Annotated in this window: 9 protein-coding genes; 4 read left to right on the top strand and 5 right to left on the bottom strand. The window is 70.6% G+C overall.

All coding sequences use genetic code 11. The annotated features are described in order from the left end of the window. Window positions 1-221 precede the first annotated feature (221 nt). The 3 genes from ACWEFB_RS01250 to ACWEFB_RS01240 all read left to right on the top strand — a co-directional run bounded on the left by ACWEFB_RS01250 (window position 222) and on the right by ACWEFB_RS01240 (window position 16,957). Window positions 222-13,379, top strand: a complete 13,158-nt coding sequence (locus tag ACWEFB_RS01250) for a hemopexin repeat-containing protein (RefSeq protein WP_452281064.1) — start codon at window positions 222-224, stop codon at window positions 13,377-13,379. A 28-nt stretch (window positions 13,380-13,407) separates the two neighbouring features. Beyond that, complete coding sequence (locus tag ACWEFB_RS01245; RefSeq protein ID WP_452281062.1) at window positions 13,408-15,876, top strand: hypothetical protein; 2,469 nt, start codon at window positions 13,408-13,410, stop codon at window positions 15,874-15,876. Between the two features lie 349 nt (window positions 15,877-16,225). After that, complete coding sequence (locus ACWEFB_RS01240; protein WP_452281060.1) at window positions 16,226-16,957, top strand: NPP1 family protein; 732 nt, start codon at window positions 16,226-16,228, stop codon at window positions 16,955-16,957. A 78-nt stretch (window positions 16,958-17,035) separates the two neighbouring features. Here ACWEFB_RS01240 and ACWEFB_RS01235 read toward each other — a convergent pair whose 3' ends face one another. From ACWEFB_RS01235 to ACWEFB_RS01215, 5 genes are all read right to left on the bottom strand, one after another. Then, on the bottom strand, window positions 17,036-17,320 hold the full coding sequence (locus ACWEFB_RS01235) for an aldo/keto reductase (protein WP_452281402.1): 285 nt from the start codon (window positions 17,318-17,320) through the stop codon (window positions 17,036-17,038). A 15-nt stretch (window positions 17,321-17,335) separates the two neighbouring features. Continuing rightward, complete coding sequence (locus tag ACWEFB_RS01230; RefSeq protein WP_452281058.1) at window positions 17,336-17,758, bottom strand: hypothetical protein; 423 nt, start codon at window positions 17,756-17,758, stop codon at window positions 17,336-17,338. Between the two features lie 198 nt (window positions 17,759-17,956). After that, on the bottom strand, window positions 17,957-19,534 hold the full coding sequence (locus ACWEFB_RS01225) for a pectate lyase family protein (RefSeq protein ID WP_452281056.1): 1,578 nt from the start codon (window positions 19,532-19,534) through the stop codon (window positions 17,957-17,959). 113 nt (window positions 19,535-19,647) lie between these two features. Further along, on the bottom strand, window positions 19,648-21,468 hold the full coding sequence (locus ACWEFB_RS01220; RefSeq protein ID WP_452281054.1) for a right-handed parallel beta-helix repeat-containing protein: 1,821 nt from the start codon (window positions 21,466-21,468) through the stop codon (window positions 19,648-19,650). 146 nt (window positions 21,469-21,614) lie between these two features. Further along, window positions 21,615-22,979 (bottom strand): pectate lyase, encoded by a 1,365-nt coding sequence (locus tag ACWEFB_RS01215; protein ID WP_326558472.1) that lies wholly within the window; start codon window positions 22,977-22,979, stop codon window positions 21,615-21,617. 331 nt (window positions 22,980-23,310) lie between these two features. Here ACWEFB_RS01215 and ACWEFB_RS01210 point away from each other — a divergent pair, with 331 nt between their 5' ends. Next, window positions 23,311-25,482: a sigma-70 family RNA polymerase sigma factor gene (locus ACWEFB_RS01210; protein WP_452281052.1), complete on the top strand. Its 2,172-nt coding sequence runs from the start codon at window positions 23,311-23,313 to the stop codon at window positions 25,480-25,482. The last annotated feature ends 34 nt before the right edge of the window (window positions 25,483-25,516 follow it).

The following is a 25,516-nucleotide window of genomic DNA, read 5'->3' as shown; positions in this document are numbered from 1 at the left end:
GTGGAGCGCCGTCTGCATGCTTTCCCTGCCGGTCCTACCGGCCACCCCACGGTCCATTAGCGCAGGTGAGCTGCTTGACCGCAGCCCATCGGCGCCCCATCGGCATGAGCACAGCAGGGTGGTAAACGGCGGCACAGTTCCGCCCCGAGACACATTTTCCTGTTATCGCGCGGGCTGCCCCGCGCCCCGGGACGGCTGGCGCCGTGGACGAGAGGTACGTCATGTCGAGGGATGGTTCCCTGCCGAACTACGAACTGCTCTTCGGCGAGTTGGATCTGCGGCCGGCGGACGAGTCGCGGGCGGTCTACTCCCCCGCCGCCTACCTGGCCGACCTGCTCCGGCTCCTGGAGGAAAACGTCGAGGGAGCCTCGCTGCTCGCTCGCCGGCCGGACATCAAGGACATCCTTCTCGACGCCCAGAACACCCTCACCGAAAAGCCCTACCTGGACATCGTCAACGAGATCCTGGAGAGCCTCGTCGGCGCGGAGCCGTACGAGCGGCTGCGGACCATGCGCTTCCCCTTCGACAAGCCGTTCTCCCTCGCCGACGAGCGGCTCCGCCGGTACCTGACCCGGCTCGGCGTCGCCCCGGCCGAGCTCTACCGGCGGTTCGCCGTGCCGGCCGACCCGGACATCGTGGCCCGCGAGTACCTGGGCCTGTCGCCGGAGGAGGTCGAGGTGATGACCGTCGCGCGGCCCACCGAGGCCGACGTGCGCGCGTTCTACGGACTCACCGAGCAGGAGTCGCTCGCCGACCTGGAGACGCTCGACCGCTTCCGGCGGGCCACCGGCCTCAGCTCGGCCGAGGTACGGGAGCTGCTGTTCGGGCACCTGGCACCGGGCCGGGCCGAAGCGTCGGTCTTCTTCGTCCACCACGGCGGCACGCCGGTGGGGCTGGACGCCGACGAGACGAGGCTGGTCGGCGACGGTGCCGTACCGGTCGAGTGGTTCGAACGGGTGAGCCGGTTCGTCCGGCTGGCGCGGCGTACCGGCCTGACCCTGACCGAGCTCGACCTGGTGCTGCGCGGCTGCTGCGGCAACCGGTTGGACGGCGACGCGCTGCGGGTACTCGCCGTCGTGCTGCGGCTGCGCGACCAGTTGAGCCTGCCGGTCGAGGTGGTGTGCAGTCTGGCTGCGCCGATGGACACCATCGGGATCAGCCCCGACGGGAACTCACCGGACCTGTTCGGTCGTACGTTCGACACCGGCCCCGAGGGAATCGAGCGGAGCCTGATCTGGCCCTGGCCCGGTGCCGCGCCGGCCGGACGGACGGAGCTGATCTGCACCGGTGACCTGCTGGCACCCGCCAACCGGGAGTACCGTCGCCGGCTGGCCGGTGCGCTGGCGATGGCCGAGGCCGACCTCGTCGCCACCGTCGTTGCCCTGCGCGAGCACTACGCGCTGACCCCGCAGGAGCCGAGCCCGTTCGACCGGGGTGAGATCGGGCTCGGCGCGCTCTCCCTGCTGCACCGGGTGAGCCGGCTGACCACGGCGCTCGGGATCTCGGTGGACGAGCTGTTCGAGCTGCTGTCGGTCCTGGACCGGGACCCGTCCCTGTGGCGGCACACCACGTTCCCGGTCCTGCTCGACAGCGGCCCGACCGTACGCGACAGCCACCGCATCCTGGACGCGCCGGATCCGGCGTCGAGCCTGTGGCTGGCGCAGACCCTGACCGCGGTGGTCGGTTGGCTGCGGGACAGCGGCCTCACCACGGCGGACCTCGCCGACTTCCTCCCCGGCGGGTCCACCGGCGCCCAGGATTCGGAGCGGAGTTCGGTGCTGACCGCGCTGCGGGCCCGGCTGGACGAGGTCGCGCTCACCCCGGAACTGTTCGTCTCGGCCCGGTTCGGCGACCGGGCCGCGCGGGTCGTGCACGAGGTGCTCACGTCGTACGAGGGTGTGGTCTCCGATCGGGACGCGCGGCTGCTGCGGCTGGACGCCGAGGCCGTCGAGGTGGCGGCCTACGACGCGGTCACCGAGTTCGGCGCGGTCACCGCGGAGGACTTTCTCGGCCTCGGCCTGGACGAGCGGCTGGCCACGAAGATCTTCACGAATCTGGTGCTGGCCGGGTACCTGCGGGCCGACGGCACGCTGACGGAGACCGCCCTGGCCGGGGACCCGCCGCCGCTGGCCCGCGACTTCGAGCCGCAGCGCGAGCCCCTGTTCGCCCTGATCCGTGACCTGGGCCTGGCCGGCCCCGACCCGTCCGACGGCGACGACGGCGGCGGCGCCGCCGCCGCCGCCTTCCTCTACCCGTCGGACCTCCAGCAGCTACCCGACCTCGACCAGACCGCCCGGGACGAGTTGTACGACAACCTCGTCCACCACGGCTATCTGGAGCCGGGCGGCGAGATCGTCAACCGGGACCTCTTCGTCGACGAGGACGGGGCCACGGACTTCGTGGTCAACGCCGACCTCGACGACGTCGCACCGGCAGTGCTCGACGCGCTGCGCGAACGGGTCGACCGGTTCCGGACCGTTGCGGTGGACCTGGGCCCGGACACCTTCGTCGGGCTGCCGCTCGACGAGGGACGGGTCGCCGATCTGCTCGCCAGTCTGCGGTTCAACGGGTACCTCGACGAACTCGGACACTACCGCGACAAGCAGGCCCTGGCCGGGCTGCGCCGGGACGACCTGGACCTCTCCCTCGACTTCTACGCCTACCGCGAGGACATCCTGGCCGCGATGCAGGCGCAGATCGCCGCGGTACGGGCCGAGCTGTGCACGTTCACCGTCGACGACTTCCGGTCGCTCGCCGACACCGCGATCGCCGCCCGCGTCGTCCACGCGCTCGACGGTGTATTCCTCGACCAGGCCATGATCAGGCCGGAGATCAAGCCCCTGCTCGGTACGCCGGAACAGCTTCCGCCGATCCCCGGCCCGTTCCCGGCGGCCGAACAGACGATGATCGTGGACCGGCTGGCGGCGATCCAGCGCGACGAGCGGCCGTACGTGCTCGACCCGGAGGCGCTGACGGGGCTCGGACTGGATGCCGACGAACGCGACGGGCTGATCCGGCTCCTGGTGCAAGCCGGTGACCTGGAGCCGTGGCTGACCCTCCCGCGCGGGCGCATCGCCTGGTTCGGGACCGCAAGCAACGCCCTGGACTTCGCCCTGACCGGCCTGGAGGACTACGGCAAGGACGTGTTCCACCTGCTGCACGGGGTCGCGCTCGAACTCGCCGCCGGCATCGGGGAGATCACCGCCACGCTCGACGGGCACGCGCAGAGCCAGTCCGCCGACCTGCTCGCCGTACTGCGGGACGCGTTCGGCGTACCCGTCGAGACCATCGACGGCATCGCCCGGGCGGTGGCAGGCGACTCCGTGGACGCGCTGGAGACGCTGCTCGGGCAGCCGGCGGAACAGAACCATCCGGGTACGGTGGCCGACGATCCCCGCGCCCGACTGACCTACCGCCGCATCCGCGGCTTCGCCCGGCTCGCGGCAAAACTCGACCTCGACCCGACCGAGGTCGAGGTCGTCTTCCGGGACCAGGACCTCGCGGGCAAGTTCCCGGAGCCGGTGGCGCTGCCGACCGGGGTCGACCGGTTCGACGCCCTGCTGCAGAGCGCCGACGGCACCATCTACCTCTTTGTCGACACCGGCTACTACCGGTACGCCGCGTCCACCCGGGCCCTGCTCGACGACCTGCCGGCCGCGCTCACCGAACTCTCCCCCGCCCTGGGCGCGCTCAGCCGGGTCGACGCCGCCCTCACCCGTCCGGACGGCACCGAATGGATCATCGGCCGGGACACCGCCGGGGCCTCCCGCGCCTTCGTACGGCAGCCGGGCAGCACCCGGTGGGTGGCGACCGAACAGACCTGGGGCACGGTACGGAACACCTTCGCCGCCCCGGAACGGATCGACGCCGCGTACGTCGACGCGGACGGCCGGACCTACCTGTTCTCCGGCGACCAGTACGTCCGCTACTCGGGCGCCGACCACTCGGTTGTCGACGAGGGCTTTCCCCGCCCCGTCACCGAGTGGTGGGCGGGTGAGGCCGACCTGCCGGCACCGTTCACGAGCGCGATCGACGCCGCGTTCCACGACCGGGACGGCCGGGTGCACCTCTTTTCCGGCGACCGCACCCTGACGATCGGCACCTCGGGCGGAAACCAGATCGAGGCCCGCCCTATCGCCGAGGTGTGGGGACACACCCCGCCGCCGTTCGCCGACCGGGTCGACGCCGCCTACACCGACGGCGCAGCCACCTACCTGCTTGCCGGTGACCTGGTGGTCCGGCACCACGACGGCCTGGAGAACAACGGCCTGCGCACCGACGACGGCTACCCCCGGCGGATCGCCTCGCACTTCCCCGGCGTGCCGGCGGGCTTCGAGAGCGGTCTGGACGCGGCGTTCGTCGACGCGGCCGGCGTGACGAACCTGTTCAAGGGCGACCGGACCGTGGCACTCGGGCGGGACCCGCAACCGGTGCCGACCGCCCAGCGCTGGGGTGTGCTCGGGCCGGTGCTGGTCGACGGGACGGTCGATGCCGCCTTCACCGGCCTGGACGGGCACACCTACGTGTTCAGCGGCGGGCGTTACCTGCGCTACTCGGGCGCCGACTACGCCATGGCGGACCTCGGCTACCCGCGCGGCATCGCCGGGGACTGGGGCGGTCTGCGCGAGGTGGGCACCTCGTTCGTCCTGGACGGGCGAACCTACCTCTTCGGGGTGGCGGGCGACCTGTTCGACGTACCCGCCGACTGGCGGTCGGGGCTGGACAGCGGCCGGCTGTCGCCGCTGCTGCGCCGCCGGTTCGCCGACCACGGTGTGTCGTTCACGGCCGACGCCCGGGTCGAGGCGGCCGGCACACCACTGGTGTGGCGGCTGACGGACGAGCGCGGGGCCCGGTTCACCGTACGGTCCAGGCCGGACCGGCTCACCGTCGCCAGCGACGACAACACCCCGTACTACGTGCGCTACTCGACCCGGGACTACGCGACACCCGACGCCGGCTATCCCCGTCCGCTCAGCGACGGGTGGTGGAACCTGCCGGTGGCGCTCGGCGCCGGGCTCGCCGACGTGGACGCCGTACTGACCGGGCGGGACGGGCTGACGTACCTGTTCGTCGGCGACCGGTTCGTGGTCTTCGACGCCCGGCGGCGCTGGTGGTCCGAACCCCGGACGCTGCGGGAGCACTGGGACAGCCTCCCGTTCGACCGGGTCGACGCCGCGTTCCTGGGCCGGGACGGCCGGACGTACGTCTTCTCCGGCGACCGTTACGTCCGGTACTCCACCGCCGACTACACCCGGATCGACGACCGCTACCCGGCGATGGTCGCGACGGCCTGGGGACGGGTGCCGAACAACCTGGCCCGGACCGGGCGGGTGGACGCCACGCTGGTCATGGACGTGGTCGAGACCGTCGACGGCGTCGAGGTCACCCGCACCCACACCTACCTCTTCTCCGGCGAGCAGTATCTCCGGTACGAGGGCAGCACCTATGCGACGGTGCAGGACGGCTACCCCCGCCCACTGTCCGCGCTCGCCGGGGAGCCACGGCTCGGCAAGCTGCCGGTGGCTCTCACCCGGGTCGACGCGGCCTTCGCCGACCGGGGCAACGTGTACCTGTTCGAGGGTTCCCGCTGCCACGTCGTCTCCGACGTCCTCTACCGCCAGTACGCCGGACCGACGGGTGTGGGCTGCGCTTTCGTCGAGGACGGCGCGCTGCTGGTCGGCGAGGGCGACCACTGGCACCGGCTCGGTGCGATCGAGGCGAAGGTTCCGACGACGGTCCCCGTCCGGCCCCGGGTCCTGCGCGGGGTACCGGAGACCTTCGCGACCGGCCTGGACGCCGTACTCGCCGCACCGGGCGGCGCCACCTACCTGTTCAAGGGCACCGGGTGCTACGACGTACGGCTGCGTCGCGACTATCCGATCGCCGAGACGTGGGGGTTGCCGCGCGACAACATCACCCGTGACGGTGTGGTCGACGCGGTCCTCGTCGGCCGGGACGGCAGGACCTACGTGTTCAGCGGCGACCAGTTCGTGACGTACGCCGGGGAGGGTTACCCGACGCGGGAGCCGGACGGCGGACCGCGACCGGTCGCAGACCACTGGGGCGGCCTGAGCGCGGTGGCACTCGCCTACGTGTACAACGGGACGACCTACCTGTTCGAACCGGCCGACCACACCGGCAGGATGCGTTACCTGACCTACTCCGGCGCCGACTACACGACGCCCGACGGGGAACCGGGCACCGCCGACGCCGGGTTCTGGGCGGCCGGGCCGGGGTTCGGCCCGCCCGCCGCCGTCATCGTCGAGGGCGACACCATGCTGCTGCTGCGCGGCGAGCGGTACGTGCAGCGCACCGGCCCGACCGGGGCCTGGTCCGCCCCGCAGCCGATCGGTCTGCTGTGGCGCGGGTACGGCCGTGACCCGGAGCCGGACGAGACCCTGCGGACCGCGTTCGTCGGCCGTGACGGCACCACCCACTTCTTCTTCGGCGAGCGGTACACCCGGTACACCGACCGTGCCTTCACCGCCCCGGTCGAGGTGCGTACGGCCTGGGGCCTGCCCGCCTTCGAGCGGGTCGACGCCGCCGTGGTGGACCCGGTCGGCGGGGCCACGTTCCTGTTCAGCGGCGACCGGTACGCCCGCTACACCGGCACCGACTACCGGGACGCCGATCCGGGCTACCCCCGGCCGATCGCGGCGAACCTGCGCACCGAGGAGGCGTTCCGCAACCTGCCGGAGTCCTTCGAGGACACACCGGCGGTACGCGGTGTCGACGCGGTGGTGGCGAACGGTCGCCACGTCTACCTGTTCGCCGGTGGCGGATGTCAGGTGGTCTCCCGGTCCGCGTACGCGACGTACGACCTGGCCACCCTCGGCCGGGTCCGCAACACCGTGGTCGACACCGGCAAGGTGGACGCGGCGATGGTGGTCGGGACGCGGACGTACCTGTTCTCCGGGGACCAGTACGTGCGGTACAGCGGGACCGACCACACCTTCGTCGACGAGGGCTACCCGCGGACCATCGAGTCCTCGCTCGCCGGGGAGTTCAGCCAGTCCGGCACGCCGGAGCTGGCGGAGCTGCCGGTGCAGTTCCGCGACGGTGTCGACGCCGCGTTCCGGGACGCCGACGGCGGCGTGCACCTGTTCCGGGGAGCGAACTACCTGCGCGCCGACGCCGCCACCCCGGTCGTGCGACCGGCCGCCGAGCTGTGGGGCCGGGTACGCAACGAGTTCGAGGCGCCCGGGACACCGGTCGACGCGGCCTTCGTCGCCCCCGACGGCACCCTGTACGCCTTCCGTGGTGGCCAGTTCGTCCGCTACAGCGGCACCGACCTGCGGTACGTCGACCCGGGCCACCCGCGCACGATCAGGGACGACTGGGGTGACCTGCCCGCCGCGTTCGAGGCCGGCATCGACGGCGCGTTCAGCCTCGACGACGCCACCTACCTGCTCCGGGGCGACGAGTACGTCCGCTACTCCACCGGCTGGTACGAGACGGTCGACCGGACCTTCCCCCAGGAGATCCGGCACCGGTTCTCGGAGGCGGCCGACTACCGGCTCAGCGACGTACACACGATCGCCCGGTTCGCCCGGTTGGCGCACGGGAGCGGTGACGGCAGCCTGGCCGTCGTCCTCGCGGCCGGTCCGGCGGTGGAGGATCCGTACCAGCGGTTGGCGGAGTTGCTGGGCTGGGACGTCGACGAGATCCGGTGGGTGAAACGGCACGGTGGTTTCCTGCCCACCGCGCCCGGCGAGGAGGACCGTTTCGAGCTGGAGTTCGTGCTGAAGCTGGGCGAGTTGTTCGCGCTCGCCCGCCGGTTGGGCACCGGTCCGTCCCGCCTGCACTCCGACATCTGGTCGCAGATCCACGGCCCGGCCGGTGCCGTTGGCGGACCGGAACGTGCCGCCGCACTGGACCGGGCGGTCGTCGCGCTGCACGGCCTGCTCGCCGAGACGCTGCCCGCGACCGACCTCGCGGTGCTCACCGACCGGCTGCACGACGAGTTGGCGGCGGTACGCCGGAACGCGCTCGCCTCGGCGGTGCTCGCCCCGGTCGCGGCGCCGACCCCCGGCACGCTGTTCGAACGGCTGCTCGTCGACGTCGACATGGGCGCACAGGGCACCACCTCCCGGGTACGGGAGGCGATCGCCGCCGCGCAGCTCTACCTGCACCGCTACCTGCTCGACCTGGAGCCGGTGGGTGCACCGACCCGCCGCGACGAGGACGAGGCCCGGCTGCGGATCAAGCGGTGGTGGGCCTGGATGAAGAACTACCGGACCTGGGAGGCGAACCGGAAGGTCTTCCTCTACCCGGAGAACTACCTCCGGCCCGAGCTGCGCGACACCAAGACACCCGCGTTCCTGCAGCTGGAGAGCGACCTGCTCCAGGCGGGCGTCACCACCGGCGCGGCGCAGGCGGCGTACAAGCGCTACCTCGACGAGTACACCGAGGTGTCCCGGCTCGCGATCGCGGGTGGTTACGTCTACGCGGCGCGGGAGGCGGCGGAGGGGAGCCGGTCGCTGGTCCTGTTCGGACGGACCCGGACCAGTCCCCGGCGGTACTACTACCGGGGCGCGACGTTCCGCGACGGGGACCGGCTCTCCGCCACCTGGGGGCCGTGGCTCAAGGTCGACGTGCAGATCGACGCCGAGAAGGTGTACCCGGTGCACGCGTTCGACCGGGTCTTCGTCTTCTGGGCGACGATCGAGACGGTCACGCCGGAGGGAACCGGTTCCACCACCATCATCGCGAAGAAGACCGGCGACACCCAGCAGGTCAGTGCCCCGGACGTGCAGCAGAGCGTCAAGATCTACTTCTCGTTCCGGAACCTGAACCAGGAGTGGGTGCCGGCCCAGGTCCTCGCCACCGGCGCGCCGCGCCCGGACGGCCTGGGCAACGTCGCCCTGTCCGTACGCTCCGGCCCGCTGCCCGGCCAGTCGGGGTCCGGCGACCACCAGGCGATCGTCGTGACCTACACCGCGACCACCGGTGCCGGGGAGATCACCGGGGCGGCCTTCGCGCTCACCCCCGAGCTGTACACCGTCCCGGTCGAGGGGATCCCGAGCGAGCCGCCCCGTACCGGTGACCTCAGCCTGATCCTCGACGAGCCCGGCGGCATCGACCCGTTCGGGGTGGTCTGGTTCAGCTCGCCCGCGTCGTTCACCGAGGGCGCCTGGTTCAGTGTCGACCACAAGGGCGGCAGCTTCCTCTGCCGGCCGGTCGTGCCGGCACCGGCCGATCCGCCGACACCGGCGCCGATCCGGGGCAGCGCCGAGATCCTGCCCGCGTGGGACCGGATCGACGCGGCCGTGGAGCTACCGGACGGCTCCCGCTACTTCTTCGACAACACCGCCCAGAGGTACGTCCTGATCCGCCCCGGCCGCAGCCGCTCCGGACCCAGCTCGCCGATCTCGGGCCGGTGGGGCCGGACCGGACGGTCGATCACCCGCAGTGGCGTGGTCGACGCCGGTCTCACCCGGGGTGACCAGGTCTTCGCCTTCTCCGGCAACCAGTACCTGCGCTACTCCAACGGTCTCACCGCCCCGGCCGACGCCGGATACCCGAAGGACCTGCAGACCAACACCGAGCGACTGCCGCGCTGGAACAAGGTGGACTACGCGTACACCGGGACCAACGGGGTCGAGTACTTCTTCTCCGCCGACCTGAAGGGCTGGGTGAGTTCGACCGACCTCAACACCCTGCGTCCCGTCGACCGGGGCTGGGAGGCCGGCGCGCTGCCGGAGGCCGACCGGATCTCGCTGCTCAACCGGTTCGCCGGTGGACTGCTCGGCAGGCTGGGCGCCTCCTTCCTGGAGGCCGCGGTGAAGGCCGGCCACAAGCCCGCCAAGGGCACGCTGGAACCGCCGCCGCAGGTCGACCTGCTGGCCCGCTGGTGGTCGGTCGACGCCGGCTACGTCGACGGCGGCCGGCTCCACCTCACCAACGGCACCGAGTACGTCCGCTACACGCTCGGCGCCGACGGCACGATTCCCGACCTGGTCGACGACGGCTATCCGCGTACGCTGGCCCGGCCGCTCGACGCGGTCTTCCAGCAGGGCGACCGCCGGTACGCCCTCAGCGGTGACGTCTACGCCGCGGTACCCGCCGGTGGGGAACTCGGCTCGCTCGGTGCCTTCACCCGGATCGCCGGCCACTGGGGCGACCTGCCGACCGGGATCACCGGTGCCCTCGACGCGGCGACCGATCTCTTCCTGTTCCTCGACACCACGTACGTCACGTATCCGCGCTCGGCGACCGTGCCCCGGCCGTACGAGTTCGCCTCGCTCCAGCACGAGATCGTCCGGCTCACCACGAGTACGGCGTACAAGCTGAACCAGCGACTGCTGGCCGGTGGGGTGGCGGGACTGTTGGACACCGCGACCCAGGAGACCGACGAGCTGCCCGCGTTCCGTACCGACCTCTCGGACGCGACGACGGTGCGGGTCCGGCCGGGCAGGGTCAACCCGGCCTGGCTGCCCGGCAGCGCCCACCTGGACTTCCAGAGCGCCAACGGCATCTACTACTGGGAGATCTTCTTCCACGCTCCGCTGCTCATCGCGCAGGCACTCAACGGCGCCCAGCGGTTCGAGGACGCGCGGGTCTGGTACGAGTACGTCTTCGACCCGACCCGGCCGGACCGGTACTGGCGGTTCCTGCCCTTCCTCGCCGTCGACCCGGCCGCCCTCGCCGACGACCTCACCGGCGCCCTGGCCGAACTGGAGCGCATCGGCGCCGACACCGGCGCGCTGGAGCGACGGCTCGGCCCGACGCTGGAGACGCTCCGGTCGGTGGCGCCGGTCTTCCACGGCGTACGCGAGCTGACCACCGCCGACCGGCGGGCGCTGGCCGAGGTCGCGGCCGTGACGGTGACGCCGCCGCCCGGCCTGCCCTCCCCCGACGACCTCGTCCCGCTGAACGAGGCGCTGGCCGTCGCGAAGGAACTCCAACGCCAGTACGACCTGATGGGCGACCGGGGTCGGATGCTCGACGCCTACCGCGACGACCCCTTCGACCCGCACGCCATCGCCGAACTGCGCCCGATCGCCTACCGGCGGGCCACCGTCATGGGTTACATCGACAACCTGCTCGACTGGGCGGACCTGCTGTTCCGCCAGTACACACCGGAGAGCATCGACGAGGCACGGATGCTCTACATCCTCGCCCACGACCTGCTCGGCGTACGCCCGGACGTGGCCGGGCCCCGGCCGCTGACGGAATCGCGCAGCTACGGGACGCTCGACGGCCACTGGTCACCGGAGGGCCCGCTGGCCGTGCTGACCGCCGGCGGGGCGATGCTCGACGGCGCCGGGGCGGTGCACGCCAGCGTCGCCGACGCCTACTTCCACGTGCCCGGCAACACCGCGCTCGGCGACTACTGGGACCTGGTGGCGGACCGGCTCCGCAAGATCCGGATGTCGCTGGACATCATGGGGATCAGCCGTCCGGTGCCGCTGTTCGCGCCGCCGATCGACCCGGCCGACCTGGTGCGCAGCGTCGCCTCCGGCGTCGGGGTGGAGGCGGCGTTGCAGGGCACGGCGGTGCCCGTACCGCACCAGCGGTTCGCGGTCGTGTTCCGCCGCGCCCAGGAGCTGGCCGACCGGCTGCGCCAGTTCGGGCAGGACCTGCTGGGCGCTCTGGACCGACGCGACGCCGAGCAGCTCAACCTGCTCCAGACCCGGCAGGAGGGGGAGATCCTCGCCCTCACCCGTGGCGCCCGTGAGGCGCAGGTCGGTGCCGCCGAGGCGGGACTGCGCTCCGCGCGAGCCGCACGCGACTCCGCCCTGGCGCGGATCGCCCACTACGAGAGGGTGCTCGACGACGGGCTGTCCGCCCTCCAGATCGCCCAGCTCACCGCGATGGCGGCGGCCTCCACGGCGCACCTGGTCGCCAGCGGACTCAAGATCTACGCCTCGGTCGCCCACGCCACCCCGCAGGTCCTCGTCGGCCCGTTCATCCTCGGCACCGAGTACGGCGGCAAGCAGGTCGGCGACTCGCTGGAGAACGCCGCCGAGATCGCCGAGTCGCTGGGCGAGGGACTCAGCGTCGTCGGTGAGCTGCTCGGCGTACGTTCCGACCAGGAGCAGGCGCAGCAGGACTGGCAGTTCCAGCTCGACATGGCCCGCAACGACCTGGCCCAACTGGAGCCGGAGGTCGCCGCCGCCGAGTACCAGCTCGTCATGATCCAGCGCGAACTGGAGATCCTCGGTCGGCAGACCGCCCACCAGGAGGAGGTCGCCGCGTTCCTGCGCGACAAGTTCACCGGTGCCGAGCTGTTCCAGTGGACCGCGACCCGGCTCGGTGCCCTGTACTTCCAGGCGTACGGGCTGGCGGAGGAGACCGCCCGGTCGGCCGAACGCGCCTTCCAGTTCGAGCGTGGCGTGCCGGAGAGCACGGTGGCGTACGTCAAGGCGGCGTACTGGGAGACCCGGCGCAACGGTCTGCTCGCCGGGGAGAGCCTCACCCTCGACCTGGACCGGCTGGGCAAGGCGTACGCGGACAGCCACAGCCGGGGCATGGAGATCACCAAACGGGTGTCATTGCGTGATCTCGACGCGGTGGCGCTGCTGCGCCTGCGTACCGAGGGGGTGTGCGAGTTCGCGCTCACCGAGGAGTTGTTCGACCGCGACTTCCCCGGCCACTACCGGCGCCAGATCCGTACCGTCGCCGTCACCTTCACCGACGCCGAGGGGGCGGTCACCCGGCTGAACGCGGTGCTGACCCAGACCGGCCACAAGACCGTCCTCGAACCCGATCCCCGAGCGGTCAAGCACCTGCTCGACCCGCAGGGCACCCCACCGGCGTCGCTGCGCTTCGACTGGCGCGCCGACCAGCAGATCGCCCTGTCGGACGTGCCGGAGGGTTACGACAACAACGGCCTGTTCGAGCTGCGCTACGACGACGACCGGTACCTGCCGTTCGAGGGTACGGGCGCCGTCTCCACCTGGCGGTTGACGCTGACCGGCGGTCGGCCGCCACAGGAGCCGGGCGACGTGGAACTCACCCTCCGGTACACGGCCGACAACGGGGGCGAGGTCTTCACCAGCGCGGTACGCGGTCTGCTCAAGCCCTACCCGGCGTCGCGTTACCTCGACGTCGCCGCGGAGTTCCCGCAGGAGTGGGAACGGTTCCTCGGTGGCGAGGACCGGTGGGTGATCCTCCCGCTCACCCCGGACTGGTTCCCGGGCATGTCCGGTCGGCAGGTCACCGGCATCTACGCCGCCTACGCGTACGAGGAGGGCGGCAGCGCCCGGTTCCTGCTCAACGACAACCGCAACCTGCCGCTGGCCGACGGCCGCCTGCTGCCCACTCCCGGTCTCACCCTGCCCGCCGACGGGTCGGGGCTGAGCCTCGCCCTCGACGGCGAACCGGCGGAACTGGCCAACCTCGAACTCATCGTCAACTACCGAGCCACCGCCTGAGTGCGGACCGATCCGAGAGGAGACGGCGGTGCCGCTGAAGCGGAAGAAGACCACCACCGGCAAGCGCAAGACCCCCAGCCGTACCCCCCTGAAGGACAGCGACTCGGGCTCCGCCCGCAAGCCCGACCTGATGGACACCGGGGACACGCTCCGCCGGACGAGCACCCCGACCCGGCTGGACCGATCGCTCACCTCCGACCTGTCGCTGTCGCTGTCGGGCGTGGACCTCTCCGACCGCGACACGGACACCGACACCGGGCGGGATCTGTCGCTACCGCAGACCAAACGATCGAAGACCCTGACGCTCACCCGGGCACCGTCCGGACTCGACCGCTCCGGGGACGAATCGGATGAGTCGGACGAGGAGAATCTGCCGGATGCGTCGCTGACGCCGCGACCGCACCACGACCTGCCCGCGATGGCGACCGTACGGATGAAGCCGCTGGTCGTACTCGACGACGACGGCAACGTCAAGAACCTGTCCATCAGCTCCCAGCAGCGCACACCCTCCCCGTTCGGCGGCCCGATGGGAGACCACACGGTCGCCTGGTCGGCCCTGGTCGACGCCGTCCGGGCCAGCGTCCACGGCCTCCCGGTCGAGGAGGCGGTCGAGGTGCTCCGGACAGCGCAGGAGCACGCCGAGTCGTGGATGGCCGACCCAGACTCGGCCGGCATGCGGCTGCTCGACATGCTGCCCGACCGGGAGCGGCGGGTCGGCCCGCTCGAACACTGGGCCTGGCAGGCGACAGCCCAGCTCGACACGGCGACGGCGGCGGCCGAACGCGGCGACAACGCGGCAGCGGCCACCGCGCTCGCGCAGGCGATCGCCCACCACCTCGCCTACCTCAACTACCTCCCGTTCGCCACGGTGCCGGCGGCGTCGGAGCGGGGATCGAAGGGATCGGCGGAATCAGCGAAACGTAAGCGGATCCTCGCCGTCGAGGGCGCCGGGCCGCTGGCGGGCGCCACCTTGGCGCCCGACCCGGAGCAGGCGAAGAGCCTGCGCGACGATCTGTGGGGCATGTTCGCCTTCGACGCCGCCATGCGCGAGTCGGACGCCTGGCTGGTGCTCAACCCCACGCTGGTCGACACGGTGAAGGCCGACCACGACAAGCTCAAGGCGCTCTGGGCCCGCCTTGACGCGGAGATGACCAGACACTCCGATGGGTCCCAGGCGCAGGACGAGGCTCGGGCGATCGAAAAGCTGGCCGACGAACTCCGGCTGTCGACCACGGAGCCGGCGATCATGCGCGCTGCGCTGAAGATCAGGGGCAGCGCGAACCTGCTCTGGAGCGACAACCAGGCCCGGCTGAGCACCCGACGGAACACCATCGTCAAGGGACGGATCGCCCTCAACCCGGCGATGAGCGAGGCGGCTACCGCGGTTGACGACTTTGTCGAACGGGCGCGCGACGCGATACCCCGTGCCTCCCTCATCCTCGCCAACCTGCTGCACGAACACCAACGGACGGTGGCCACCTCGTACCCCCGGGCGGTGACGGTCTCGGGCTTCCTCGGCCCGACCGCCGACACCGACGCCGAGGCCGCCGCCAATGCCGGCAGGGCCGCACTCGACCGGCTTACCACGGAGATGGCCAGAGCGTTCCCGCCGCCGCTGCCCAAGGACGGGGAGCCGAAGGCGACCGGCACCCCACCCATGATCGCGCTGACCCAGGCCGTCGCCGCCAGGTACGCCGAGATCGGCTCCACACCGACGCCGGCGACGCGGAACAGTTGGATCGTCGATTCCTCGAACGAGGAACTGGTCGTCACCTACGACAGCAGCGCCCCCGATCCGCTCTCGGTCAACGGACGGGCGGCCGCGCCGACCGGCGTCGCGGGCATGGGCTCGCACACCACGGCGTGGACGGTGGAGGTCGACGCCCTCAAGGCGATGGTCGCCGGCGCGAAGGGGGAGGCGGCCGCGCTCGAGGCGCTGTCCAAGGAGACGCTGCGGGACCTCGGGTCGGAGGTGATGAAGCTGGACCGGCTGCTGCCCGCCGACCAACTGGAGGGTGGCCAGTTGCTGGACATCTTCACCCAGGCGGCGGCGGTGCTCAGCGCCACCGACGTGGCCGGGGCGGCCACCGCCTTCCTCAGCTTCCGCAACCTGCTGCCGTTCGCCACCCTCGACGCGGGCGACCGCAGCGGTCACGGCGAGCGTTCCGGCGGGCCGAAGAGCAAGAACTTCGACGGCGACTCCCTCAACGACGCCGCCGGACTCATCCAGGATGATCTCGCCGACCCCGACGCACGGGCCAAGGCCGTACAGGCACTGGAGGACGCGGCGAGCGCGCTCGCGAACGAGGACTGGGGAACGAAGGACAACCTCCGCAAGAGGGCCGAGGACACCATCCGCCGGCTACGGGGGCAGGCGATCACGTTGCGTAAGGGAGCGCCGCGCGACGTCGCGACCACGATCTACGACGTCAGATCAGCCGAGCACAGCCGGGTCACCAAGCAGGCCGCCAAGCTCGCCAAGGCAACCGTCAGGTGATGACGGGCCGACCGGAGACGCGGAAGGAGACAACGGAGACGCATTGATCGCGGTTGTCGGCCGGTCGGCGTACGATGCCCGGCCGGCCGACCCCGTGGCCGCAGAAAGGCCTACGCTCGCAGTTCATGCTTTCTTCTCTTATCTGGACATTGACCCCAGGCCCACTCTGTGAAATACAGGTGATCACGCGTCGGCGGGTGAACCGGCCGGAGCGCGTCGATTCCAGGAGAGGCGAGGAATGGAACCCGTGTCACCCCCGTCACCTGCCGCACCCAGGTCCTCTGCGGCCCGGTCACCCGGCACGTTCGTCAGCCGTCACCGTCGTCCCCTGCAACGAATCCTGGCCGCAGTGGCCGCCCTCGGGATCCTGATCCCCGCAGCTCCGGCCTTCGCCGATCCGTTGCAGAACCTGCCCGCGAACGCCGGAGGGTACGAGGCGTCGTTCTCGCCCGCCTACGACTACGACGGCGACGGGTGTTACGCCGTCGCGGCCATCAGTCCGGACGGCACGACCAACCCCGGTCTGAACACCACCGGGGCCATCAACGGCAGTTGCCGGGACCAGTCCGATCTGGACAACTCGCAGACGTACGCCCGCTCGAAGTGCAACAACGGCTGGTGCGCGATCGTCTACGCCAGCTACTTCGAGAAGGACCAGGCCGTGCACGGCAGCGGCCTCGGTGGCCACCGGCACGACTGGGAGCACGTCATCTCCTGGGTCAACCAGGCGTCCAACCAGGTCGAGTACGTGACCACCACCCAGCACAGCAGCCAGCGGACCTACCCCCGCTCACAGGTACGTTTCGACGGGTCGCACCCGAAGGTCGTCTACCACAAGGACGGCGCGTCGACGCACTTCTTCCGGCTCGCCAACGCCAGCGACGACCCGCCGGAGAATCACTACCACAACTGGCGCTATCCGCCCGTCGTGGACTGGAACGGGTGGCCCAGCACCCAGTTGCGGGACAGGTTGATGAACGCCAACTTCGGCTCCGCGACCATCAAGATCAAGGACGGCTCGTTCGAGTACCTGCTGAACGTGTCCATGCCCGCCGGGATTCCGTTCAACCCGCAGGGCTGAACGGGGCCGCCGCCGGAGGACCGCGCCACTGAGAGGGCGGTCCTCCGCGCGTACGGCACGTGGGGTGACGGTGACGGTTCAGGCCTTCAGCGGCGGGGTGAGACCGTCGAACCAGTTCTTGGCCTCCCTGGCCGAGGCACCCTCCCGGTCACCCGTCACCCTGATGACGTCCAGGGTCGCCACCTCGTCCGGGGTCAGCGTCAGGTCGGCGGCGGCGGTGTTCTCCTCGAGGTAGGTCACCCGGCGGGTGCCAGGGATCGGGACCACGTCCGGCGCCTTGGCGAGCAGCCATGCCAGAGCCACCTGACCGGGAGTGGCCCGGTGCTGCGCGGCGATCCGCCGGACGGCGTCCAGGGTGCTCAGGTTCCGGTCGATGTGTTACGGGCTGCCCGCCGAGGAGGACGCGAAGAACTCGGCATAGGGGGTGCCCTCGAAATGTTCACCCATCAGGCGACTGAACAGCAGTACGGCCGGCAGCGGCCGATGGTTCATGACCAGGCGCTGGACCTGTCCCCGTTCATTCCGGTAGATCACGGCGATGTTGCCGATGGGCTGGCCCTGGATCCGGGACGAGTAGTCCTCGACGAAACCATTCGTCCCGTAGTCCCCGACGAACACGAACTCCTGGTATTCGTACAGGGTCCGGGCATGGGCCAACAGCGTACGCACGGCGTCGGCGCCGCGTACGACGCCGTTGAGCACCGCACCCTCCATCGTCACGTCGTCGGCCAGCTCGTTGAGCCAGGTCGGGCGGTAGTCAGTCCGTCGCCGGGTGGGATCACCGCTGCCGAGGTAGGTCACGACAGAAATCCTAGGCGGCGAGCCTTCTGGCACGGCCCGAAATCACGCGATCGGCGACGGTCGGGACCGAGGGGTGGGAGCCGTCCGATCCGACGGCTCCCACCCCTCCCGGATGATCCGTAGCGGTCGCCATGGCGGGGATGCCGCCCGGTGGGTGCAGGGGAAAGGTGATCCCGGACGGGCGCCGGGACCGTGCCGCTACCCGGCGTAGGTCTCGAACTCGGCGACCCTCGGTGTGCCGGTCGAGCTGGTGATCCTGAAGGTGATCTTGCTGAGGGAGGTCGAGGGGAAGGTGATGACGCCCGCACCGCTGCCGGAGGTCAGGACGGCACCGGTGCCGTGGTTGATGACCTGCCATGACCCGATGTAACCCACGGCGCCCGACGCCTCCCGGATGTTGATTCGGGACACCGTGGTGGCCGAACCCCACTTGATCGAGATGTCGCCGGTCGAGCCGGCCGGTGACCAGTAGGTGCCCAGGTTGCCGTCGCGTACGTCGCCGTAGCCGGTGCCACTGGCCTTGCTGGAGCCGTCGGAGCCCGCCCCGATGCTGAGGTTCATCCCGCTGGGCGGCGTCGGAGTCGGCGCGGTCGGAGTCGGAGTCGGCGGCGTCGTGGTGGGAGTGGTCGGCGTGGGGGTGGGGCGGGTCGGTGTCGGCGACGGTGTCTGCGGTGAGCAGTTGCCGTTCGATTCCTGCAGACCCGTGTTGGCACCCGCCGTCTGGCGGACGATGTCCGGCACGCAGTTCGCCCCGTCGAGGCTGTAGGAGTACGGGATGCTGACGGTGGTGTTCGACTGCGGGTTGGGGCCGGCGGGGTTGTTGTCGCTGCCGGGGCTGGACCAGGTCACGTTGTCGAAGATGTTGCCGGCGACCTGCCAGTAGCCCGCCTCGTCGGTGTAGAAGGTACCCAGGACGTCCTTGGAGTTCCTGAAGTGGTTGTTCTCCACCTTGGCCCGCGCCCCGGCCCGGGAGTTGATGCCGGACTCGTGCAGGCTCACGTACGAGTTGTTGTAGATGTGCGCGATGCCGCCACGCAACAACGGCGTACGGGAGTCGATGTTCTCGTACAGGTTGTGGTGGAGGGTGATGAAACCATTCCCGCGGTCGCTCTCACTGGACCCGATCAGCCCACCACGGCCGGAGTTGCGCAGGATGCTGTAGGACAGGGTCACGTACTGGGTGTCGTCCTTCATGTCGAACAGGCCGTCGAAACCCTCCGACTCCCCGCCCGAGGCCTCCAGGGTGGCGTGGTCGACCCAGACGTTGCGGACGGTGCTCTCCATCCCGATCGCGTCACCACCGTTGGACGTGGGCGAGCCCGACTTCTTGACGTTCCGTACGGTCACGTTCCGGATGATGATGTTGCTGGAGTCGCGGATGTGGATGCCCAACTGGTCGAAGACGGCTCCGCTGCCCACCCCGATGATCGTGACGTTGCTGATCTGCTTGAGTTCGATCACGCCGGCGGCGGTGTTGCAGCTGTCGCCCGACACCTTGGTGGTGTTGCCGTGGTTGATCGTCCCGGTCACCTCGATGATGATCGGGGTGCTGCTACTGGCCCGACCGCACAGGGCCGCATGGATCGCGGTCCCCGTGGTGGCCCGCACCGTCTGTCCGCCCGCGCCGCCGGTGGTCCCACCGTTCTGCGTGGCGTAGCCGGTGGCGCTGCCGGCCGCGGCCGATGCCTGGGGTGTCGGCAGGGCAACCACGATCGCGGCCCCGACGGCCGCCGTGGCCAGCGCCGCCTGGAGTCGCAGTGCGACTGGTCGTCTCATCTTGTCTCACCTTCGTATTCGAGGCTGGGTGGTGGTTCGAGAAGCTGGGTGGTGGTTCGAGAAGCCGGGTGGCTCGCCGGGCGGTGGACGCCTGCACCGACGGGCACCCGGGTTCAGATCTGTGCGCCGAGGTTGGGGTAGGCAATCGGGCGGAGGAAGGAGGAGGTGCGGATGCTGCCGTCGGGGTTACGTGGTCCGGTGATGGTGGCGGGATCGGTACTGGCGAGGTCGGCCGCGCTCCAGGTGCTCTTGATGTCCCAGGAGTTGCCGCTGCCGGTCGACGAGCCGAGGGAGACACCGGCCCCGTTGGCGACGGCCAGGTTGGCGGTGAGGACCGAGGTGGAGTTCGCGAACTTGAAGCCACCGTCGCCGTTGCGCCAGGCGGTGTTGCGTTCGACCCGGATGGAACCGGGGTTGCCGTTGTCGATGAAGCCGCCCTGGGCGTTGTCGAACGCGATGCTGTTGCGGATGGCGTGGTTGGCCGGCGGATCGGGGTCGCCGCCGCCCATCTTGAAGCCGTTGCCGTCGCCGGCGAAGTCGGGGAAGCCCCACCGGTCCACACCGTTGCCCCAGGCGACGGAGTTCTCGATCAGGATGGGTGAGGTGAACAGCCAGGCGTCGAAGCCGTCATCGACGTTGTTCCACAGCCGGGCACCGCGTACGACGTTGCCGCTGCCGCCGCCTTCCTTGATCGCCAGGCCGTCGGCGCTCTCCCCGTTCTTGCGCGGATCACGGTTGCCGTAACTGTCGAGGTTGAGCACCTGGTTGTTGCTCGCGGCGCCCTGGATCTGCAGACCCGACTCGTAGTTGTCCCGGGTGACCAGGCGATCGAAGACGTTGTTGTTGCAGTCGCGGCAGAAGATGGCGTACGGCCCGTGAACGATCTCCAGGTCGCGGATCCGCCAGTAGTCGGCTTCCATGTGCAGCACGCCGCGTTCGGCGTTCGGGATGCTGCCGTTGAGTGGCGCGGGGGTGTGCGGGAGGTTCTCCCCGTCCAGGATGACCTTCTCACCGTTGTAGCTGGTGATGGTGTACGGGTTGGCGGCGGTTCCGTCCTTCATGATCTGGACGTTGGTACTGAACTGGTAGGTGCCGCCGCGCAGCGCGATCGTGGTGCCCGGGGTGGCCAGGCTGACCGCCCGGCCCAGGGTCGCCAGTGGCGCGGCGACGGTGCCGGGATTGGCATCGCTGCCGTTCGGAGCCACGATCAGGGAGTTCGTTGGCGGCTGACTCGTCGGCGGTGCCGAGGTCGGGGTACTGGTGGGAGTCGGGCCGGCCGTGGTGGGGGTCGGATTTGTCGTACCGGTGTCCCCGACCGTCACGTCGTCGAAGGACGCGGTCGCGTAGAGGGTCTGCACCCCTATCCGACCGGTGGCCGCGACACCGCTGGTGCCCGAGCCGACCACCGCACCGTCCACGGTGGCGGTGATGTTGCTGCCGGACACCGTCAACCCCAGGGTGTACCAGGTTCCGGTCGAGACGGTGCGGGTGGCGTCGGCGAGGACGGTCACCGTACCGCTGTTGACCACTTGGAGCTGGACCCGGTTGCCGGGCAGCAACGCCAGCCGGTAGAAGGTGGTCGAGCTCTTGGCCCGGGCCAGGAGCCCGACCAGACCGCCCGATCCGTACGCGGTGGGCTTGACCCGAGCGGTGACGGTGTACGCCGCCCAGCTCGTCGATCCGCTGAACTCGCGGGCGTTCGCGCTGCCGACGTTGCTCTGCTGCAACGCCCGGGACCCGTCGGTCACCACCGCCCAGGTCCCGCCGGACTTCGACCATCCGTCGGCGTTGCCGTCCTCGAAGTTGTCGCTGAACAACGTGGCGGCGAAGGCCAGTTGGCCGAACATCGCCGCCGCCACGCTGAAGAGGGCCACCGCGCCGGCAACCCACTGCCAGCGCCGGCGTCGTGATCGCGGAACGTCCTGTCGATCCATTCCAAAACCTCCGAACGGTACGGGCCATCGGCACACGGCCGCAGAAAGGCGATTCCTGGCGCCGCGGCTGGTCCACGGGCCGGCTGGTGGCGGTGGCCGGTCGCCGGGAAGGAGAGGACGGGCGACCGCCACCAGCCGGGCTTCGGCTAGCGGTAGGTGATGTCGGAACTGCTGTAGATGCAGTTGACGCCGTCCGCGCCCTCGCCGATCAGGACGGGTTCGTTGCCGCTGGACACGCCGCGGTACTTCTGGCAGACGGTGGCGTCGCCGTAGATGGTGATCCGGGTGAAGCGCGCCGTGTCACCCCAGTTGGTGTTGATACCGGCGACGGCGTCGGCGTTGCGCACCGTCACGTTGTCCATGACCACGTGACGTTGGTACGACGTGGAGCAGTTGCCGCAGCCGCGGTAGAGCTTGCCGATGTTCTCGGCGTAGAAGCCGGTGATGTGCACCGTTCCGGAGCCGTTGTGCTGGAACACCTTGTCCGACGCCGCTCGGGCGCCGCCACCGATGACGTTGTACGTGGTGCCGCCGCGGAAGGTGGCGGCGTCCTCGCCCACGTCCTCCCACCAGACGTTGCGGATGGTGCAGTTGCCCTCACAGTGGATGCCGTCACCGGCGGGCGCACCGAGGATGACGTTCTGGATGGTGGCGCCGGCGGCGAGTTTGAAGACCGGATCCTGGCTCTCGCCCTGGCCCCCGTCACCGATGCAGCAGTAGCGACGCATCCCGCCGTCGAAGGTGCCGGTCACCTGGATGGTGCCGTTGTTGACCGGCGCGTTGCCGGTCGGCGTCGGCCAGGTCGTCGTGGGCGGCGGTGCCGAGGTGGTGGGCGGGTTGTTCGGCGTCGTCGTCGGGTTCGCCGTCGGCGGGGTGGTCCCCGAGGTGGTGACGGAGACGTCGTCGTACGTGGCGGTGGCGTACACCGTCTGCAGGCCGATCCGGCCGGTGGCGGAGACCGAACTGGACCCCTGCGCGATCTGGGTCCCGTCCACGGTCGCCCGTACGGTGGTGCCGTTGACCTCGATCGCGAGGGTGTACCAGGTGCCGGTGGCGACCGTACGGGAGACGCCGCCGATGACGGTCACCGTGCTGCCCTTCACCGCCTGCAGTTGCACCTGGTTGCCGGGCAGCAGCGCCAGCCGGTAGAACGTCGTGGACCCGCTGGCCCGGGCGAGCAGCCCGACGTGGCCGCCCGAGGCGAGGCTCAGCGGCTTGACCCGGGCCTGCACGGTGTACGCCGTCCAACTGGTCGAGCCGTTGAACAGCCGGGCGTTCTCACTGCCGGCGTTGGACTGCCGCACCGCCTGGGAACCGTCTGCGACGACCGCCCAGGTACCGCCCGACTTGGACCAGTCGCTGGTGTTGCCGTCCTCGAAGTTGTCGCCGAACACGGTGGCGGCCTGCGCCGTGTGGCTGAAGCCGATGGTGCCGGCGATCAACGCCGCGACCGCGCCGGTGACCAGCGACCACCGACCCCATCGTCGGCGGACCGAGGGACGAGGGAACATGACGAACCTCCAGGGTTGGGACGGGTGGCGTGGAGTGGGGTGGGGTCCACACACGTGTGGCGCACGGCGCTGCGCACCCGAGGGCAGTCGCCACCGGATCGGTGGCGTCGGGAACTCCCTCAGGAAAGCGCGTTCCTGGAGTCCTTGCTAGATCACGTCGGAAATCTTCGCGCCCTGCGTGGCCAACCCCCGATTGCTGTTATCCGGGGGTCGGGTCGCGCGTCAACGAAGGCAGGCCACGCTCAGCCCTGATCCACGTGCCGGCAGCCGCACCGACTCAGAGCACGATCCATGTAAATATTGCGATCAGGTACGAAGGAAGGTGGTCGGCATGCGGACGGCGGTCGATCCCGCCCTCGTCAGCGCGGCGCGCACCGGCGACGAGGACGCCCTGGCAGCCCTGGTGGCCGAGGCCATGCCGCTGGTCTACAACGTGGTGGGCAAGGCACTGCACGGCAGTTCCGACGTCGACGACGTGGTCCAGGAGACCATGCTCCGCGTCGTACGGGGAATCGCCGGACTCAAGGATCCGGAGTGCTTCCGGGCCTGGGTCATCTCGATCGCCTACCGCCAGATGCAGGACCGGGGCCGTTCGATCCGGGTAGCGACCGCGCTGGGGCCGCTGGTCGGCGACGTTTCGCAGTGGCCGGACCCGGCCGGCGACTTCGTCGACTCGACCATGTTCCGGCTCCACCTGTCCGGCGAACGCCGTGAGACCCACGAGGCCGCCCGTTGGCTGACCACCGAGGACCAGCGCGTCCTGCGGCTGTGGTGGCGGGAGGCGGCCGGCATGCTCACCCGGGCCGACCTCGCCGACGAACTCGGCCTCACCACCGGCCACGCGGCGGTACGCGTCCAGCGGGTGAAGGCGCAGCTCGTCCTCGCCCGTACGCTCCTGCGGGCCTGGCACGCGATCCCGCGATGCCCCGCGCTGACCGTGGCGGCGGCGAAGCTCGGCGGACCGTCCGACCCGCGCTGGCTGAAGCACCTCGGCCGGCACGTGCGGCGGTGCGAGGTCTGCCTCGCCCACGAGCGGGAGCTCATCCCGGCCGAACACCTGCTCGCGGGCGCGAACCTGGCGCCCATGCTCGCCGGGCTGGCCGGATCCGCCGGCGTCTCGGCCACCGTCGGCGGGGCGGTCGCGCCCGTCTGGGGTGGCGCCTGGGACCTGGTCCAGCGGGCCGTCAGGTACCTGATGGCGCACCTCCTGCCGGTCGGCGGAGTCGTGGCGGTCGCGACAACCACGGTTTTTGTCTACGCCGTGTCCTACCCGCCTTATCAGGACGGCGGTCCCGACCTCGCGATTCCGTCGGCGGAAGCGACCGGCGGCGGGTCGGTGGGCGCGCCGACTCCGGATCCGGCCACCCCGGCAGCCCCGAACGCACCACCGGTGGGCGGCTTCGACGGCGTCACGACCGCCTCGTACTACGTCGCGCCGGACGGCAGCGACACGAACCCCGGCGATCTGGATCGACCCTTCGCCACGCTCGGCAAGGCGACGGCGGTGGTCCGGCCGGGCCAGACCATCGCGCTGCGCGGCGGGACGTACCGCCCGACCCGATCGGTCGAGATCACCACGAGTGGTACGACGGACCAGCGGATCGTGCTGAGCAACTACCGGGACGAGATCCCGGTCATCGACGCCTCCGGCATCCCGGCCGGCGCGTCGTACGTCACCCAGCGGGCGAGTTACTGGACCGTGCAGGGTCTGGAGGTACGGGGCGCGCCCGAGCACGCGTACGTGTGCCGATCGTGCTCGTACAACGTCTTCCGCGCGGTGTCGCTGCACGACAACGGCCAGACCGGGCTCATGCTGCGTGACCGGGACACCACCGGCAACCTGGTCGTCGACAGCGACTTCTTCGGCAACCACGACAACCCGACGAACGGCGAGTACGCCGACGGCCTGGGCATCGAGTACGGCTCCGGCACCGGCAACGTGGTGCGCAACTGCCGGCTGTACGAGAACGCCGACGACGGCCTGGGACTGCACGAGTTCACCAGCCCGGTCACGATCGAGCACACCTGGTCGTTCGGCAACGGCGTGAACCGGTGGGGCATCGCCCCGTTCGACGGCGACGGCTACGGGTTCAAACTCGGCGGAGGCACCCGACCCGGTCCGGTCGACCATGCCATCACCGGCAGCGCGGCCTGGGACAACGCCGGGTACGGGTTCACCGAGAGCGGCAACACCGGCGCCCTGACGGTGCGCGGCAACACGGCCTTCCGGAACGGGAAGACCGGCTTCGCCTTCGAGCGATCGACCTCGCTCCTGCGCCAGAACCTGGCCGTCGGGAACGGCCGCGAATCCACCCTCGGCAACGGGGTGGACGCGGCGGACAACTCCTGGGACCAGGACGGGTGGAGCGACGCCGCGCTGCTCACCACCGACCCGGCATCGGCGGTGGCGCCGAGGTCACCGGACGGCCGGCTGCCGGCGACCACCTTCCTGACCAACACCAGGGACAAACGTGTCGGCGCCGCCATGACCCCCGTCGGGTAGGGGTTCCCCGTGGACCGGAACACCGACGCTGCCG

This window comes from Micromonospora sp. NPDC004704 (assembly GCF_053601675.1).
Note: the sequence above shows the minus strand (reverse complement) of the source record. Positions and strands in the feature narration are given on the sequence as shown.